The organism is Streptomyces sp. NPDC001536, from assembly GCF_042894505.1.
Classification (GTDB): Bacteria; Actinomycetota; Actinomycetes; order Streptomycetales; family Streptomycetaceae; genus Streptomyces.
The window spans coordinates 553726-570797 of sequence record NZ_JBIAVQ010000001.1 but is presented as its reverse complement, the minus strand read 5'-3'; the positions used below and the strand labels follow the sequence as shown (position 1 = coordinate 570797).

Below are 17072 nucleotides of genomic sequence, written 5' to 3'. Positions count from 1 at the left end.
CCTCCAAGAGCAGGTTCCTCTGTGATAACCAGAGCCATTCGCGTCGCCCGGGTGGGCAGCGCGGCCGAGCTGGCCGCGGCGGCCCTCATGATCCTGGGCTTCCCGGCGCTCATGCTGGCCGCGCTCGTCCCGAGCGTTCCCGCCTTCACGGCCGCAGCCGCGGTGACGTACCTGGCGGACCACTATCTGCACCGCAAGGGCAGCTATCTGATCAACCGCCTGAGCAAGGTGCGCGCGGGTCTGTCGATCCGCTTCCTGATCCGGCAGCTGCTGCTGGTCCTGCTGCTGGCCCGCCTCGACCTCGCGGACGGCCTGGTCTTCTACGGCGCCGTCGCGTGCTTCATCGCCTTCTACGGTCTGCAGGCCCCGCACGGCGCGCTGGTCACCCTGATCCGCAACCGCCGCCGGATGCCGGTCGCCACCCGCAATGTCGACCTCAAGTCCCGCATCCGCATCCCGGACGCCCCGCCGCGCCGCCTGCTCAACCGCTCCGCCGAGAAGATGCTGCACCTGGACCTCGCCGCCGTGATCGGCGTGCTGGTCTCCGCGGCCATGGAGGAGACCCTCGCGGCCTTCGTCGGCATCGGTGTGACGATAGCGCTGGGCACCCTGTACGTCGTCGCGCTCATGCCCTACGTCCGCGGCAGCAAGATCCCGCCGAACGCGGAGACCGTGCTGGCCGCCGTCGACGACTGGCTGGCCGGCTACCGGCCGGAGACGGTGCTGTACTTCTCCGGCTCCAAGGACTCGGCGTACCAGGTCAACATGTGGCTGGAGACCATGGAGCAGCTGGACTCCAAGCCGCTGATCATCCTGCGTGAGCGGGCCATACTGAACAACCTGGCCCCCACCACGGTCCCCGTCATCTGCGTGCCCGGAGGGGTGCACCTGATGAACATGGACCTGACCAACGTGCGCGTCGCGCTGTACGCGGCGAACGTCGGCAAGAACATCCACCTGCTGCGCGTCCCGACCATGAAGCACGTCTTCATCGGCCACGGCGACAGCGACAAGCTCGCCAGCGTCAACCCGTTCAGCAAGGTCTACGACGAGGTGTGGACCGCCGGCCGCGCGGGCCGCGACCGCTACGCCATCGCCGACGTGGGCGTCCGCGACGACGACATCGCCGAGGTGGGCCGTCCGCAGCTGGCGCCGATCCAGACCTGGCAGGGCGTGCCCGAGGGGCGTATCCCGACCGTGCTGTACGCGCCCACCTGGGAGGGCTGGGACGGCGACCCGGGCAACACCTCGATCGTGCTGGCCGGCGAGAACATCGTGAAGAAGCTGGTGAAGGCCGACCCGCCGGTCCGGGTCCTGTACAAGCCGCACCCCTTCACCGGCACCGTCAGCAAGGAGGCGGGCGCCGCGCACGCGCGGATCACCGCCCTGGTGGAGAAGGCCGGCGCGGAGCGGGCCGGCGACCCCCGCTTCACGGCCGACACGGCCGCCCGGACCCAGGCCAAGGCCGATCTCGTCCGGATCGAGGCGCGGATCGCCGAGCTGTCCGGCCGCGGCGGCGACAAGGGCGACGAGGCCGAGGCCACCCGTGACGGTGTGGTCGACGTGGCCAGGCACGAGGAGATCGCCCGGCTGCGCGCCGAGTGGAACGACGCCTACTGGCGCTCCGTCGGCACCTTCGAGCACCGGGTCATCACCGGCGCCGAGCCGCGGCTGTACGACTGCTTCAACGTCTCCGACGCGATGGTCTCCGACATCTCCAGCGTGGTCTCCGACTTCATCGCGAGCGGCAAGCCGTACGCGGTGACGGACTCCGCCGAGCTGGGTGTGGAGGAGTTCAAGCGGCAGAACACCGCGGTGCGCGCGGCCACGATCCTGTCCAACAGCGCGGCCGAGCTGGGCGACCTGCTGGACGCGGTCCGTGACCTCGCGGGCGACCCGCTGGCCGAGGACCGCAAGGAGCTCAAGCAGTATCTGCTGGGCCCGGACGAGCCGAAGTCCATCGAGCAGTTCAACACCGCGGTCGCGAACCTCGCCCTCAAGGCCGAGGCGCGCAACGTCGGACAGGAGTCACGGGCGGCGGCCGGAGCCGCGGAGGCCACCACCAAGGCCTGACCAACGCGCCGTCAAAAAGGGCCCTGTTTTCGAGGAATGATCCTCGAAAACAGGGCCCTTTTCCGTATGTCATATGGGACGCGTTCCCGGTGGTCGTGACCTGCGCCACAAAAAAGCTATGAACAGGCAACCGCTTCCCGTCCTCGTCCGTCTACTAAGTTGCGAATAAACCAATACTGGGGGAATGCCCTATGACCAAGGGTTCCTCATGATCTGGGGGAAGTGTGACCGTGACGCAGCCTGATGTGACCGTGATCATCGGGGCGTACGACGCGATGCCCTACCTGGTCGAGTGCCTCGCGTCCGTCGAGGCCCAGACCATCGACCACACGCGCATCGAGGTCATCGCGGTCGACGACGGCTCCACGGACGGCACCGGCGCCTGCCTGGAGGAGTTCGCCGACCGGGCCTCCATGCCGGTCACGGTGATCCGCCAGGACAACTCCGGCGGCCCCAGCGGCCCGCGCAACGTCGGCCTGGGCAAGGCCGCCGGACGGTACGTGTTCTTCCTGGACGCCGACGACCGGCTCGGCCCCGAGGCCCTTGAGCGGATGGTCGCGATGGCCGACCGCAACGGCACCGACGTGGTCCTCGGCCGTGTCGAGGGCATCAACCGCAAGCCGCCGCAGTCGATGTGGGGCCGGACGCTGGAGCGCACCGACATCTGGTCGTCCAACATCAAGTTCACGCTGAGCGCGCAGAAGCTCTTCCGCCGCGACCTGCTGGACCGTCACGGCATGCGGTTCGACGAGTCGTTGTGGACCGGCGAGGACGCCCTGTTCACCATGGAGGCCTATCTGCGGGCCGACGGCGTCTCCCTGATCGACGACTACACCTGCTACTACCTGGTGGGCCGCGAGGACGGCAAGCACGTGACGAAGAGCGGGAGCTACACCCTGCGCTTCGACTCCGCGCGCGCCCTGATGAACCTGATCGCGGAGATGGTCCCGGCGGGCGCGCGGCGCGACATGCTCATGCTCCGGCCCTTCCTCGTCACGCTGCTCCCGCAGTTCGGCCCGCGATACCTGCGGGACAGCGAGGAGATCCAACGGCACAAGCTGGAACTGGCCAAGCCCCTGATGGACGCCTACTGGACCGACGAGGTCGCCCACCGGCTCAGGGTCGACGAGCGCCTGCGCCTGCATCTGGTGGCCGAGCAGCGGCCCGAACTCCTCGCGGACGTCCTGGAGTTCCTGCGGGCCAAGAAGCAGGCCGCCGCGCTGCTGGAGAAGCGCGGCCGCCGCGTGTATCTCGCCTACCCCCACTTCCGCGACGCCGCCGCCGGCATCCCCGACTCCGTCTACCTCGCCGAACCGCGCGAGGCCCGGGCGTTCCCGGGGTACCGGGAGGGCGGGCTCGACTCCTTCGTCCGACGAGCGCTGCGCAAGGCCCGCCGGATGCTGCCGGCCCGGGACGTCAGGCCTGCTGCGGTGGCGTGACCGAGGGCTGGGGCTGCGACGGCGTGACCGACGGCTGGGGCTGCGCCGCTGTGGCCGACGGCTGCTCCTGCTCCCGCGTCTGCCGCTGTCCGGGGATCTCCGCGGCCAGCCGCTCCCGCATCCGTGCGCGGTGCTCCCGGGCCTCCGTGCACAGCGCCTGTACGGCGGCGTTGAAGCGCACCTGTGAGGCCGGTTCCGCCGGGCCCAGCAGATGGCGCTTCAACTCGGCCCGCTCCTCGACCAGTTCGTCCTTCTCGGGATCGCGTACGGCCTCCAGCAACGCCGGCACCCCGTCCGCGTCCGGCGTCAGCACGGTCGCGGCCCGCACCGTCGGGAAGCTCTCGCGGAACACCTCCTCGGACAGCCCGCTGGTGTTGGCCACCGCATAGGGCTTCCCGCTCGCCAGGAAGTCGCTGACCACGCTCGACACATCGCTGATGAGCAGATCGGCCCGGTTGAAGCAGGCGTACAGCGTGGGCCGGGCGTCCGTGACGACCTGGTGCTCCCACTCGGGCAGCGAGGCCCAGTACGCCTCCTCCCAGGCGGCCGTGGCCCGCTCCACCGCCTTCGCGCGCCCCTTCTGCGGCACCGACTGGAGCAGCATCCGCTCCACCTGGTCGGCGCTGGTCCGGAAGTCGGCCGTGGTGAGCCGGTCCAACTCCGCCGTACGCCGGGCGAGTTCCCCGTCGGCGGCCGGCCGCGGCCCGGTCCGCCGCCGGTTGGCCGCCCGGATCAGCTCCCGGATGCGCTGATCGGCCGCACCCGCCCGCGGATCGACCGAACCGGTCAGCGGATGCGGCTTGTAGAGCAGCCGTACGCCGTCGTCCGCGAGCAGCGCCCGCACGAGGTTCTCGCCGGCCGCGATCACCGAGGTGTTGCCCGGGTTGCCGTCCCAGCCCTCCCAGGTCGGCGCGTACAGGACGGTCATGAACGGGCCGGAGGGAGGCCCCGCGTACGGCCGTACGGCGTCCAGCTGGGGCCGCCCGGTCTCCACCACGTCCCGGTCGTCCACGCCGACCTCGGCCAGCGCGTACCGTTCGCGCGCCGCGGGACCGGCCACCCACACCTCGTCGTACGCCTTCGCGTACGGGTTGCACGAGGACAGCTTGTCGCTCTCGCCGTGGTTGACGAAGGTGTGCCGGAGCGTGGGGATGCGCAGGACCTGGGAGGTCTTGCCGGAGTTGGAGGGGTGGATGAGGACCTGGAGCGTGGACTGCTCAAGGCGCATCAGGGTGGTGACCTTGGGCAGGCAGACGACGGGGATGTCGGTCGCCGCGATCTTCTGCACCATGAAGCGCTCGCGCAGCACGACCACCGGCCGGGCGTCGAGCTTGGCGAGCGACTCCAGCCACATGTTCGCCTGGTACGCCGAGGACGCGCCGCCGGAGAAGTACAGGCCCACCGTCGGCTTGTAGTCGGCCAGCCACGCGTCGAACCAGTCGAGCACCTCCTGCTCGCCCGCGGGACGGCGGCTCGGCAGCAGCCGCAGCAGCAGCTCGCCCAGGCCCAGCAGGGCGAGCAGCAGCGACAGCGCGACCCCGGCCGCCGCGGCCGCGGGGACGTCGGTCGCCGCGGTGGCCGCGAGACCGGCGGTGGCCGGCAGCCCGAACAGCAGCAGCCGGTGCCCGGGGCGGCGCAGCAGCAGTGCGGGCGGCGCGGTCGACAGACGCAGCGCGGAGGCGTCGATGTTCCGGGTCACCACCGGCAGGGTGCGGGTGCGGCGGACCAGGACGGAGACCGCCTGGATCGCGAAGTGCAGGCCGTAGAAGACCAGCAGACCGGCGATGAGCGGGGCGTACACCGACTCCCGCTCCTGCTCGCCCACCCGCAGCAGCCCCGCCACGAGCAGCAGGTCCCGCAGCACGTGCCGCACGGTGATGTCCGCGTGCGACTTGGCGAACACCGACATCATGGGCCGCTGCCACCGGTACAGCACGCCCTCCCCGGCCATCGAGGCGGCCGTCGCGGCGAGCAGCAGCGGGATGTCGGGGAGGAGGGCCGCGACGGCCTGGGCGGCGAAGGCGGCGGCGAGGAGGGCCGTCAGGAGGACCTGGGCCGCCCTGCGACGCAGGGGGAGGGGTCTGCGGGGGCGCCTGAAGAGACGTTTCAGGGAGCGTCCGAGGCGGAGTCTCTTCTGCCTTTTCGGTCTCTTCGGCCTCTTGGCGGAGCGCCGGCGGGGGAGGGAAGGGGGCACTGCGTCACTCCAAGGTCGTCGCGGAGGTGCGCCCGGGTTAACGCCCGCCGACCTCTGGACGACACGCGCGTGTCCGGACGCCTTACGGCGACCGTGGAGTGGTAGTTGGTGCCCTGCCCTGCCCGCCGCGCTACCGGACATCATTCGCAGTGCTCCGGCCTTCAGGCCGGAGGTGAAGCGCATCTTGCGCCTGAGACGCGGAGCGTGGCGGTGTCGTTCCGGCGGAGCCGGAGCCTCGCTTCGTGAGGGTGGCAGTCCGTTCACATGTTCCCGATGACGACACGGGTTCGACTTCCCTAGCGTGATCGTTATGCAGCTCCGGTACTCCTTCAGGTTGTACCCGAACACCGTCCAGCAGGCCGCACTGGCCCGGTCGTTCGGGTGCGCACGCGTCGTGTTCAACGACGCCGTGCGGGCCCGCGAGGACGCCCGTAAGGCCGGGCAGCCGTTCCCGACGGCCGGTCAGCTGTCCCGGGAGCTGATCACGGAGGCGAAGCAAACGCCGGAGCGCGCATGGCTCGGGGAGGTGTCCGCGGTCGTCCTCCAGCAGTCCCTGCGGGACGCCGAGGCCGCCTACCGCAATTTCTTCGCCTCCCTCAAGGGCATGCGGAAGGGCCGAAAAATGGGCTCGCCCCGTTTCAAGTCCCGCAAGGACAGCAGGCAGTCGATCCGGTTCACGGCCAACGCCCGCTGGAACATCACCGACCGGGGACGGCTGAACCTGCCGAAGATCGGCGCGGTGAAAGTGAAATGGTCCCGCACCCTGCCCACCACCCCCACCTCCGTCACCATCGTCAAGGACGCGGTCGGCAGATTCTTCGCCTCCTTCGTCATCGACACCGACCCCACCGCCGACCAGGCGCGGATGCCGGAGACCGACCGCGCCATCGGTATCGATCTCGGGCTGACTCACTTCGCGGTGCTCTCCGACGGCACGAAGATCGGCTCCCCGCGCTTTTTGCGGCGCGCGGAGAAGAAGCTGAAGAAGACCCAGCGGGAACTGTCCCGTAAGCAGAAGGGATCGAAGAACCGGGCCAAGGCCCGCCTCAAGGTCGCCCGCGCCCACGCCAAAGTTGTCGACGCCCGTCGCGATTTCCACCACCAGCTCTCCACAAGGCTGATCTCCGAGAACCAAGGGATCGCCGTGGAGGACCTGTCGGTGGTGGGACTGGCCCGCACCAGGCTGGCCAAGTCCGTACACGACGCCGGATGGGCCCAGTTCCTCCGCATGCTGACGTACAAAGCGGAACGGTACGGCCGCACCCTCGTCACGATCGGCCGGTTCGAACCGACCTCCCAGACCTGCTCCACCTGCGGTGTGAAAGACGGACCCAAACCCCTGAACATCCGGGAGTGGACCTGTACCGCCTGCGGCACGGTCCACGACCGAGACACCAACGCCGCACTCAACATCAAAACGGCCGCCGGACTGGCGGTGACGGCCTGCCGAGCGCCGGTAAGACCAGGAGCGATCCCGGCACAGCGCGAAGAAACAGGAAGCCACGGATTCCCGACCGGAAGTCGTGCCGCGTAGCGGCACGGCAACCAGTCAAGGAAGGCCGGAATCCTCGCCCTGCAGGGCGAGGAGCAAGTCAATGGCGGCCCGACTGGAGGACTCGGCGGATTGGGCCTTCGACAGGGAACGGCGGTGTCCAGATCTGACGACTTCGTGCGTGGAGGCACAGGCGCTCGGCCACATGTGCAACCAGGTCATCGCGGCACGGCTGAAAACCTGGTGCCGTCCAGAGCCCCCGTCATCCGAAGGTGTACGACGAGTGTGTGACTGAGAGCCGCTCGGACCGCGGCCGCCTCGGTGAGCAGGCCTTGATTCGGGCAGTTCAACTCAGCGGTACGGCAGTTGGCGTAGAAGAGGACCAAGACGGGTGCGGTTGCGACAGGTCGCCTCAGGGCATGGCCTGGATTCGCCAGGCGGTCACTCGGACGCCGATGCCGACCGTCGGATGTATCTGTCTAGGCACTGACTCCCGTGGATTCCTCTTGGGGAGTACGTACACCTCTGCGGAGAACGCCAGGGAAGTCGCTCAGAACTTGTTGGTGGGTGTTGCGCAGGATACTTCCCGGTTCAATACCCAGTTCTTTTACAAGATGACGTCGTGTATCACGGAACACGGTCAACGCGTCACCGCGTCTGCCTGATCTGTGAAGTGCTGTCATGAGTAGGCTCGCTGCGCGCTCGCGAAGGGGGTGCTCGATGACAAGGGATGTTAGCTCTCTGATCGCGTCGCGGACCCGGCCGGCTTCAAGGGTGGCCGTGGCGTGTTCCTCAAGGGCAGAAAGTCGCTCTTCCTCCATGTAGGTGCCAGCCGTTGACGGCAGCCACTGACCCGCCACACCCGAGAGTGGCGGGCCATGCCACAAGTCGAGTGCCTCATCCAGGAGCTCGCACGCCGTCACCGCATCGGCGTTCTGAGCCATATCAACCAGGCGTCGGAAACGATGCAGGTCGACCTGCTCCTTGTCTATTCCCAGTGAATACCCTTGTGGGTGTGTAGTTATCTCGGACTCAGGGAACCTATCCAGGATTCGCCTGAGCTTGGATATGTATCCTTGTACGGCATTCCGGGCGGAATTCGGAGGCTTTTCTCCCCATAGTGCACGCACCATGCTCTCTACGGGGACGACTTGATTGGAGTTCAAGAGTAGAGCCGACAGAACGCTGCGCTGTTGTGGGGTCGTGTGTCCCAGTCGCTGTCCCTCGTGCCAGATCCCCACAGGTCCGAGAAGTCGGAATTCTACCCGATTCACCCATTCCCCCTCAGGTGTAGCTCGCCCACCCCAGCGATCCCGTCAATTTACCTTGACAATACCATCCGTTCTGTCTTTGTTCTATTACTCTCGGCCTTTCGTGACTATCTATCGGTTTCTCCCGTGTGGAACCGGTCAATCCCATCAAAATAGGCCGATTGTGCTGTCCCTGTGTCGGGGTAGCTGGCTTCGATTACTCAGCGTGGTCTGATCGTTGATTGGTTCGGTGGTATGTCCGCGACGTCCTCGTGGTCTATGGGCGTGTGTCCCGGTAGGCGGCGAGGTTTACTGGCAGCCTCCACCCTCTGATGACTTTCGGGGCTTCGATGGAAGGTTGTGTGAGCGGTGAGGGACGTCTGAAGCAGGGCCGGGTGAGAGCGGGAAATCCCCCGTATGCGGCGGAGGTTGGTGGCGACGACGGAGTAGCGCCAACTGGTCTGCCTCCCGAAGGCGGTTGTTTCCCCCCACTGCCGCCGAGGCGTTCTCAGGCGGCTTTGTGATCGTTCCCTCGGCCGTCGGCCCCGCACACTCAGTCGGTCAGGGAAGCGCTCGGCCGGGCTCGCGCCACGATTTGGCTGACGGGTTGCACTGACCAGCCCGCCGGTTCAGCTGTCACGCCCGCATCGAAGAGTCCAAGCCTGTTCTCCGTGCGGGCTGTCGAGGCTGAGGCAGCGTCCGTCCCGTTTCAGTGCGCGTTCAACACATTTTCAGCGACCGAGTCGAACATGTTCTCGCTTTCAGATGCTGTGGGAGCCGACTGGCGGGAACCGCTGGGACGGCCGCAGCCCGGTGGCTCGACTGGACGAACGGAACGCAACGACTATGAGAATCCGCCCCCTCTTGATGGCTGTGGCGATGGCCGCGTCTCTGGCCGTCGCTGCCTCGACAGCTCTTGTATCTCCGGCTGTTGCTGCCGTGCTGGCGGACGACGGCGAAGTCCCCGCGCTTCCCCAGACCTCCGGAGGCGACGGTGTCGAGTCCCCCGCCGTCGTCAACGGCGAAGCCGCTGCGTCGGCCGACGGCATGGGCGCGCTACTTCTCGACGGTGGGTTCCGCTGCTCCGCTTCCCTGATCGCATCCGAATGGGTGCTGACTGCGAAGCACTGTGTCGTCGACATCGAGGGCGACGGAGCGAAGTTCGCGGCGGACCGGCTCTCGGTCCGGGTCAAGAGTCTCAACCGCACGAGCGGCGGCGGTGTGGTGAACGTCGAGTACACCAAGGTGCGCACCAACCACGACATCGCACTCCTGCATCTCACCCGCTCGGCCAACGCCGAGTACGTGCGTCTGCCGACCAAGAACCCGGCCGTGGGTACCACCAACTACATCTTCGGATGGGGCTCGACCAACGGCTACAGCGGTGCGTCCACGTACCTGAAGCGCGCGACGGTCGATGTCACCGACGTCAACGCCGTTGACTACTACGGCGGTCCGGCCATCCGCAGCTACAAGATCAACGGCTACGCCTGCTACGGCGACTCCGGTGGCCCGCAGTTCAAGCTCGTCGACGGCCTGCGCTACCAGGTCGGCGTGTCGTCCACGGTCACCACCAGTGGTGGCGTCTGCCAGGGCTATCAGAAGTACGCGAGTGTGCCGGCCAGCCTTGACTGGATCAACGAGGTGGCCGGTCTGTGAGGGGCGCGTTCGCAGCCTCTCGTCATCTTCCGCTTCATCACCAACAGAAGGATGAGCTTTGAGAATTCGCACTTTTGTGACGGCGGCCGCGATCATCGGAGCGAGCCTGCTCGGAGCTGGTACGCCCTCCGCGACGGCGGACGACACGGCGCTCACCCCGTTCCTGCCGATCGGCGCCACCGGCGACGGTGTGACTGAGGACCCGGCGATCGTGAACGGGGAAGTCGCTGACTCGGCGGACGGCATAGCCGCGATCCTGTACGACAGCAATGATGCGGGCACAGGGCGAGGCAATTTGCTCTGCACCGGATCGATCATCGCCGAACGATGGATTCTCACCGCGAAGCACTGCTTCTCGGAGACGGGGATCGGCCAGGATGCCTCCAAGATCCAGGTCCGGGTTAAGAGCAAGAAGTACAACGATGGGGGTGGTGTGATTCAGGTGGACGACATCAAGTTGCGCACCATCCAGGACATCGCTCTGCTCCACCTCACCCGCGAGGCGAACTCCGAGCATGTACGTCTGGCAAGCGCCAGCCCGGTGGAGGACACCACGAACTACATCTTCGGCTGGGGTTCGCAGAGCAAGGTCGGCGGTACTCCTTCAGTAAACCTCAAGCGGGCGACGATCAAGGTCACCTCTATCAACTCCGTTGACACATTCGGCGGCCGGGGCATCATGAGCTCACGAGGCAACGGCACGGCTTGTTCGGGCGACTCCGGCGGTCCGCAGTTCAAGCTCGTCGACGGCCTGCGTTACCAGGTCGGTGTGATCTCCTGGGGTCACGCCAACGAGAACAACGTATGCATCAGTCCCATGCATTCTGCCACCGTTCCCACCAGCCTCGACTGGATCAAGAGCGTCGCTGGCCTATAGCCCGGACGATCGATCCGTGCGGCGGTCCGGATCCCACCTGCTCCGGGCTGCCGCCTGGTGCGCAGTGGGGTGGTGTATCCCCAGATACGCACCGTCGAGTACGAGGTGAAGACGGCCGTGCCTGCGAGTGTCAGGGAGACTCTGGCGGGCAGCACCCTAGTTCCCGCGGGCGCCCACAGCAGTGTGGCGGCTCCGACTGCCAGCAGCGTCGGGACGATTGGCGCGGCCGCCGAGGACCGCTCGCCAAGCATGACGCTGCCGGAGACTGGTCGGGGAGGTGCCGGGTCACGGACATGGCCCCTCGATCGCCACGAAGTCGATAGTGCATCGTGCACGGAGGGCTCTCCCGGCTGGACGGCGCGGCCGGGAGAGCGGCAGAGAGGGCGCTGCGTCACTCCAAGCCGTCGCGCTCCTACACCGACGATGCCTGGGCAAACATGCTCTCGAAGTTTGCCCGGTACGCGTCATGAGGGGTCGCCCCTTCGAGGCGAAGCAGTGCCTCGTCGTTCTCGCGCAAGGATGAGAGGTCCAGATTGTGCGAGCCCGTGAAGGTCCACTTGGTGTCGGTGTGACCGGCGTAGTCGCCGTCGACCAGGAAGTATTTCGAATGGACCAGGTATCCGTCGGAGGTCTTGAGCTGGCGGATCTGGATGTTCGTCTGGCCAGAGAGCTTGTCGACGTCGTTGCTCTCGCTGAAGACGATCCGCACCGAGCACCCTTGCTCCCCCAGCGACTTCAGCTTCAGTGCGACGTCGTCCCGGTGCAGTGTGAGCGCGGCCACCCGCACGGTGGTCCCCGCCGTGCATGAGACGTTGTCGAGCAGGCTGACTACGATGTCGCCGGTCTTTTGTGGAAAGAAGTAGTACTTCTCGGTCCCCACCTTCGCGCTGGTGAAGTAGTTGTCGTTCTTCACCATCGCGGCCAGGTCGTTGAAATAGTCCCGGTATGCTTCATAAAGGGCCGTATTTCCGACAATGGTGTACGCGTTGTTCCAGTATTTCTCCGTGTTGAGTGAGGTCTGGTTCGCGGAGGTCTGGATGACTACGTCTTCGGCTACGCCTGCGTCCCCCACGCGGGAGAAGGTGAAGAACTTGTTGTGGTTGATCGCCCCGTTTCCATTGGGTGCGATGCAGGCGCCGCCGTCCGTGCACACGTGCACCCACGACTCGGCGGATTCGTTAGTTTTCAGCTCATTTATCAGACTCTGGCTAGCTGATGACGACGCGTATTTGGCATCCAGGACTACTCGCACCATGACGCCGCGCTCGTGGGCCGATATTAGAGCGTCGGCGTAGTCCGCGTCGGTGAGGGCATAAAGTGCTGTGCGTATCAGCCGACCGCTCTGAGTATTGTTGATGGCGTTGATGATGTGATTCTTTACCACATTTTTCTCTGCGGTGGAACCTTTTGGATTGTTGAACACGGCGCCCGTGGCTATCGAGGCTTCAGCGGCTGCGGCTGGTGAGACGCCGGGCATCAGAAAGGCGCTGAGTAGCGCCGCAGCGACTCCCGTTTGACGCAGTGTCGCCTTCGCCGTGCGGTGTTCGGTCCGGATGCTGACCATTTCCTTCACTTTCCTGAATGCGGTGCTGGGGCCTCTGCGGCAGATGCAGAGGCCCCAGCGCGGTGTGTCCTTTTGGTCAGAAGTTGGCTATGACTTCTTCGATCAGTCCTTGCTGACCGGAACGCTGGTGTAATCAGCGATCCTTGAACAGTCGGAGCTCACGGTCGAGGGGATTCCGGCCCGGTACCTGCTTCCGTCGACCAGCTTGAACAAGGGGCCGTCGGAATCGCCGAAGTGGGGAGCTCCGTCAATATGTCTGAACGGAATATTCCGGATTGCACACCCACCCCCTGATGAAGGCGCACGGGCCCATCCCCCCGATCTTGTCGTGCGCATGAACCCTATGTGTCGTTGCTTGAGTTCCGCAATGGATAAATTCTGCGAAAGTTCATTAGGTGTTCTGCTAAGGCGCGATGGGCCTGTGTGGTACTAGCCGGTGAAGATGCCGGGTGTCCGGGGGCTGGACCGATACGTCTCGCGCGGGCCCCTTCGCGTAGATTGCTGCCACGCGCGAGGAAGTGGGGACAGTGCAGGTGGCAAGCGTGAGGCCGGCCGTGAGCGAGGCCCGCAGGATCGTCGTCAAGGTGGGTTCCTCGTCGCTGACCACCGCGTCGGGCGGGCTGGACGCCGACCGGGTCGACGCGCTCGTCGATGTTCTCGCCAAGAGCCGCAGCGGCGGGGAGAAGGAGGTCGTCCTCGTCTCCTCCGGCGCCATCGCCGCCGGACTGGCCCCGCTGGGACTGCGTCGCCGCCCCAAGGACCTCGCCCGCCAGCAGGCCGCCGCCAGCGTCGGCCAGGGCCTGCTCGTGGCCCGCTACACCGCCTCCTTCGCCCGTTACGGCGTCCGTGTCGGCCAGGTCCTGCTCACCAGCGACGACATGAGCCGCCGCTCCCACCACCGCAACGCCTCCACCACCCTCGACAAGCTCCTGGCGATGGGTGCGTTCCCGGTCGTCAACGAGAACGACACCGTCGCCACCGACGAGATCCGCTTCGGCGACAACGACCGTCTCGCCGCGCTGGTCGCCCATCTGGTCCGCGCCGACCTGCTGGTGCTCCTGTCCGACGTGGACGGCGTGTACGACGGCGACCCCGGCAAGCCGGGCACCTCGCGGATAGCTCAGGTGCGCGGGCCCGCGGACCTGGCCGGCGTCGACATCGGCAGCACCGGCAAGGCCGGCGTCGGCACCGGCGGGATGGTCACCAAGGTCGAGGCCGCCCGGATCGCCGCCGCGGCCGGCATCCCCGTGGTGCTGACCAGCGCGGTGCACGCGGCCGAGGCACTGTCCGGCGGCGACACCGGCACCTACTTCCACCCCACCGGCAAGCGCTCCGCCGACCGGCTGCTGTGGCTCCAGCACGCCTCCACCCCGCAGGGCTCGCTGACCCTGGACGACGGTGCGGTCCGGGCGGTCGTCCAGCGCCGCAAGTCGCTGCTGCCGGCCGGGATCGCCGCCGTCGAGGGCGAGTTCAACGCCGGTGACCCCGTCGAGCTGCGGGACGGCGAGGGGCGCGCGGTGGCCCGCGGGCTCGTCAGCTTCGACGCCAAGGAGATCCCCCAGCTGATCGGGCGTTCGACACGGGAGCTGGCACGCGAGCTGGGTCCGGCGTACGAGCGCGAGGTCGTGCACCGGGACGACCTGGTGATCCTCCAGCCCTGACCGCGAGGCCCCTTCGTAGCCGAAAACGGGGTGAACGTCCTGTCCGAGGAGTCGCCCTCAGGTGGACGTTCCGCAAAAGTGCCACACGAACCCTTGCGGCCTGCTCAACTTTGTCTCAGGGACACATTCCGCACGACCACCGGGTCGGTCACTGAGTGAAGGAGGCCGTCGTGAGACGAGTGCGCCCTGGGGACCGGTCCCGCAGCGGTGCCGCCGAGGCCTCGCCGCGGCCGGCCGGTGAGGAGCGCGCCTTGACGAGCGTCGCGGCCGGCGACCGGTACGAGGAGCCGCGGGACCTGCCCCGCCTGTGGCACGTGACTCTCAGCGTCTCCGGGAAGGAGGCCCCGCTGAAGGAAGTGCGGCGCGGCCTGGAACAGCTCGCCCACGACCATCCCTTTCTGCTGACCAGTCGCTATGCCAACGACCACGCGGAGATCCGCTACTGGGAGGAGGCCCGCGACCTGCACGACGCGGCCGCCGTCGCGCTGCGCCTGTGGGGCGAGCACCGCCTCACCGCCGGGCTGCCGCCCTGGGAGATCGTCGGCCTGGAGGTCATCGACCGCGAGACCTACCACCAGCGCATCTCCGAGGGATACGGCCCGCTGCCGGCGACACCGGTAGGCGTACACCCGTTCTGATCCCACCAGGAACCGCGACCATCGATTGCGAAACCCCCACGGCGAGCGACCACGACCGCGAGAGCGGCACCGGTTTAGGCGCATAGGGGCCTTGTCTCGCGGTTTGGGATGAGCGGTGGCCGCCCCCGTACGGCGCACTACCCTTCCTTTATGACCACGCTCTCGCCGTACGACTCCATGTCCCCGGTCACCCAGGCCGCCTACCGCGCCAAGGCCGCCGCCGCCGACCTCGCCCCGCTCCCGCGGGCCGAGAAGGACGACGCGCTGCTCGCCATCGCGGACGCGCTGGAGGTCCGTACGAGCGAGATCGTCGAGGCCAACGCCAAGGACATCGCCAAGGCCCGCGAGGCCGGCACCAGCGAGACCGTCATCGACCGGCTGACCCTGACCCCGGAACGGGTCCGCGCCATCGCCTCGGACGTGCGGGACGTCGTCGCCCTGCCCGACCCCGTCGGCGAGGTCGTCCGCGGCTCCACCCTCCCCAACGGCATCGACCTGCGCCAGGTCCGCGTCCCGCTCGGCGTCGTCGGCATCATCTACGAGGCCCGGCCGAACGTGACGGTGGACGCGGCGGCGCTGTGCCTCAAGTCCGGAAACGCCGTCCTGCTGCGCGGCTCGGCCTCGGCGTACGAGTCCAACACCGCCCTCGTGCGGGTGCTGCGCGACGCCGTGGGCGGGGCCGGACTGCCCGCCGACGCCGTCCAGTTGGTGCCCGGCGAGAGCCGTGAGAGCGTGCGCGAGCTGATGCGCGCCCGCGGCCTGGTCGACGTGCTCATCCCGCGCGGCGGTGCCTCGCTGATCCGGACCGTCGTCACCGAGTCGGCCGTCCCCGTCATCGAGACCGGCACCGGCAACTGCCATGTCTACGTCGACGCGCAGGCCGACCTCGACATGGCGATCGACATCCTGATCAACTCCAAGGCGCAGCGGCCCAGTGTCTGCAACTCCGCCGAGACGCTCCTCGTCCACCAGGACATCGCCCCCGAGTTCCTGCCCCGCGCCCTGGACGCCCTCGCGGAGGCCGGCGTGACGGTGCACGCCGACGACCGGGTGCTGGCGTACGCCAAGGACTCCAAGGCGACCGTGGTCGAGGCCACGGCGGAGGACTGGGAGACGGAGTACCTCTCCTACGACATCGCCGCGGCCGTCGTCGACTCCCTCGACAAGGCCGTCGAGCACATCCGGCTGTGGACCTCCGGCCACACCGAGGCCATCGTGACCACCTCCCAGCAGGCCGCCCGCCGCTTCACCCAGCTGGTCGACTCCACGACCGTCGCCGTGAACGCCTCCACCCGCTTCACCGACGGCGGCCAGTTCGGCTTCGGCGCCGAGATCGGCATCTCCACGCAGAAGCTGCACGCGCGCGGCCCGATGGGGCTGCCGGAGCTGACGAGCACGAAGTACATCGTCACGGGCGACGGGCACGTGCGGCGCTGACGCTCGCCTGCGGCGCTCGGGTGCGTGGGTCGCGCATATGCGTGGGGCACGCGCTCCCGGTGCGCGCCCGTGCCGCACGAGAGGTGTCTCACAAGGCGGATGAATTTCCATACCGTCTGCCCAAATTGACCCCCCAGGTCTACTCTGGATCCGTGCCGGAGGACGTGGGGGGCACGCCGTTCCCTGACGGCTGGGAGCCCGACGACGACCACGACCGCGGGGTGTCGGACGAAGAGTTCGCCTCCGTGGTCTTCGACGAGGCCTTCGTACGCGCGGCCGTGGTGCACGAGCCGACCGCCGTGGAACGCCTCCTGGCCGCCGCGCAGGCGAGAGCGGAGGCCTCCGAGGCCGAGGCCCGCCGAGCCCACGGCAGAGGCGATCGCTACGAGGACGGGTACGGCTCCGACGGGCACGACCGTTTCGGCCATGATCCCGAGCTCGACGAGCTGGACGACACCGATGTCCTGGAGGGCCGGTACGGCGCCCCTGGGACGTACGGCAAACAGGTCCGCTGGCACCGTCCCGTCGCCTGGATGCTGGCCCTCGTGATGGGCATCGGCATGGTCGCGCTGGCCTTCACCGCGGTCTACCGGGGCGCGTCCTCCAACAGCCGGGACCAAGGCCCGTCCGCCCCCGCCTCGACCGGTCTGGAACAGGGCACCGCGGCGGCCCCCTCGGCCTCCGCCGACCACTCCCAGCCGGCCATCTCGGCGACCCCGCGGATGCCCTGAACACTTACCGGCCACCGGCTGACGATCCTGGTGAGAACCTGTCAGAAGTTGTCGCGC

12 protein-coding genes are annotated in these 17072 nt (G+C 67.6%); 9 read left to right on the top strand and 3 right to left on the bottom strand.

Features of this window, described 5'->3' with window-relative positions:
- Positions 1 to 21 precede the first annotated feature (21 nt).
- On the top strand, positions 22 to 2073 hold the full coding sequence (locus tag ACFY0U_RS02640) for a hypothetical protein (RefSeq protein ID WP_388629087.1): 2052 nt from the start codon (positions 22 to 24) through the stop codon (positions 2071 to 2073).
- Positions 2074 to 2297: 224 nt separating this feature from the next.
- Positions 2298 to 3512 (top strand): glycosyltransferase family 2 protein, encoded by a 1215-nt coding sequence (locus tag ACFY0U_RS02635; protein ID WP_388629085.1) that lies wholly within the window; start codon positions 2298 to 2300, stop codon positions 3510 to 3512.
- Here the strand turns inward: ACFY0U_RS02635 and ACFY0U_RS02630 are convergent.
- Positions 3490 to 5583 (bottom strand): hypothetical protein, encoded by a 2094-nt coding sequence (locus tag ACFY0U_RS02630; RefSeq protein ID WP_388630413.1) that lies wholly within the window; start codon positions 5581 to 5583, stop codon positions 3490 to 3492. The genes ACFY0U_RS02635 and ACFY0U_RS02630 overlap by 23 nt on opposite strands.
- 433 nt (positions 5584 to 6016) lie before the next feature.
- Here ACFY0U_RS02630 and ACFY0U_RS02625 point away from each other — a divergent pair, with 433 nt between their 5' ends.
- Positions 6017 to 7240 (top strand): RNA-guided endonuclease InsQ/TnpB family protein, encoded by a 1224-nt coding sequence (locus ACFY0U_RS02625; RefSeq protein WP_388629082.1) that lies wholly within the window; start codon positions 6017 to 6019, stop codon positions 7238 to 7240.
- A gap of 437 nt (positions 7241 to 7677) precedes the next feature.
- Here ACFY0U_RS02625 and ACFY0U_RS02620 read toward each other — a convergent pair whose 3' ends face one another.
- A complete protein-coding gene (locus tag ACFY0U_RS02620) occupies positions 7678 to 8439 on the bottom strand; it encodes a BTAD domain-containing putative transcriptional regulator (protein ID WP_388629080.1) in 762 nt (253 codons plus the stop codon).
- Positions 8440 to 9387: 948 nt separating this feature from the next.
- On the opposite strand from ACFY0U_RS02620, the gene ACFY0U_RS02615 reads away from it, so the two are divergent.
- Together ACFY0U_RS02615 and ACFY0U_RS02610 are read left to right on the top strand one after the other, a co-directional pair.
- Positions 9388 to 10107, top strand: coding sequence for a S1 family peptidase (locus tag ACFY0U_RS02615; protein ID WP_388629076.1), 720 nt, complete (start codon positions 9388 to 9390; stop codon positions 10105 to 10107).
- Between the two features lie 58 nt (positions 10108 to 10165).
- Entirely contained in the window at positions 10166 to 10984 is an 819-nt protein-coding gene (locus tag ACFY0U_RS02610; protein ID WP_388629073.1) for a S1 family peptidase, read from the top strand.
- A gap of 412 nt (positions 10985 to 11396) precedes the next feature.
- Here ACFY0U_RS02610 and ACFY0U_RS02605 read toward each other — a convergent pair whose 3' ends face one another.
- Positions 11397 to 12548, bottom strand: a complete 1152-nt coding sequence (locus tag ACFY0U_RS02605; protein ID WP_388629070.1) for a phosphatidylserine/phosphatidylglycerophosphate/cardiolipin synthase family protein — start codon at positions 12546 to 12548, stop codon at positions 11397 to 11399.
- 554 nt (positions 12549 to 13102) lie between these two features.
- Here ACFY0U_RS02605 and proB point away from each other — a divergent pair.
- The 4 genes from proB (at position 13103) to ACFY0U_RS02585 (ending at position 17015) form a co-directional block, all read left to right on the top strand.
- Positions 13103 to 14209: a glutamate 5-kinase gene (gene proB, locus ACFY0U_RS02600; protein WP_388630410.1), complete on the top strand. Its 1107-nt coding sequence runs from the start codon at positions 13103 to 13105 to the stop codon at positions 14207 to 14209.
- Positions 14210 to 14388: 179 nt separating this feature from the next.
- Entirely contained in the window at positions 14389 to 14847 is a 459-nt protein-coding gene (locus tag ACFY0U_RS02595) for a hypothetical protein (protein WP_388630407.1), read from the top strand.
- Between the two features lie 150 nt (positions 14848 to 14997).
- On the top strand, positions 14998 to 16284 hold the full coding sequence (locus ACFY0U_RS02590) for a glutamate-5-semialdehyde dehydrogenase (protein ID WP_388629068.1): 1287 nt from the start codon (positions 14998 to 15000) through the stop codon (positions 16282 to 16284).
- Positions 16285 to 16409: 125 nt separating this feature from the next.
- Entirely contained in the window at positions 16410 to 17015 is a 606-nt protein-coding gene (locus ACFY0U_RS02585) for a hypothetical protein (protein ID WP_388629065.1), read from the top strand.
- The last annotated feature ends 57 nt before the right edge of the window (positions 17016 to 17072 follow it).